The 621-nt window shown below is 58.6% G+C and carries 1 pseudogene; it reads right to left on the reverse strand.

The features are described 5' to 3' along the window. Window positions 1-154: 154 nt before the first annotated feature. Window positions 155-544: pseudogene (locus tag AWB65_RS35255) on the reverse strand (transposase domain-containing protein); the annotation flags it as partial. Between the last annotated feature and the right edge of the window lie 77 nt (window positions 545-621).

Raw genomic sequence — 621 nt, forward strand, 5'->3', positions numbered from 1 at the left:
GTGGCGCGGTATGCGCCGTCTGATTGACATTCAGCTGGGATATGAACTCGCGCAGGACGAGTGTGGGTAATTGCAAGCGCGTGAGGGCCGTTGCGAATTCTCTGGACAAGCGTCGAAGAACGCGGCGGGCGCAGCGTGCAGCTGCCAGAAGGGATCAAAGCGAGGCAGGTGTAGATGGGAGGAGGTGCTTCGCGACGTTCCAGGGCAACAGTTCGTCGATGCGGTTGGCCTGATGATCGGCGATGTGCGTAAGCACGAATTCCAGGTAGGCGCGTGGATTGATGTTGTTCAATTTGCACGAGCCGATCAGGCTATACATTGCGGCGGCTCGCTCACCACCGCTGTCCGAGCCCGCGAACATAAAATTGCGCCGACCAAGGGCCACACAGCGCAAGGCATTTTCGGCGAGCACGTTGCTGATCTCGACGCGGCCGTCGTCACCGAACAGCGTGAGTCCATTCCAGCGGTTCAGAGAGTAGTTAATCGCCTCGACCAGTGGTGCCTTCGGCCAAAGCGTCGCCAGTTTCTCCCTCATCGACATCTCGTAAGCGCGAATTTCTCCGCACGTAGCGCGATGAAGTAAAGGACGTCACGCTTGCGTCCGCAACCTACACTTGCGGA

This window comes from Caballeronia humi (assembly GCF_001544475.1).
Classification (GTDB): Bacteria; Pseudomonadota; Gammaproteobacteria; order Burkholderiales; family Burkholderiaceae; genus Caballeronia; species Caballeronia humi.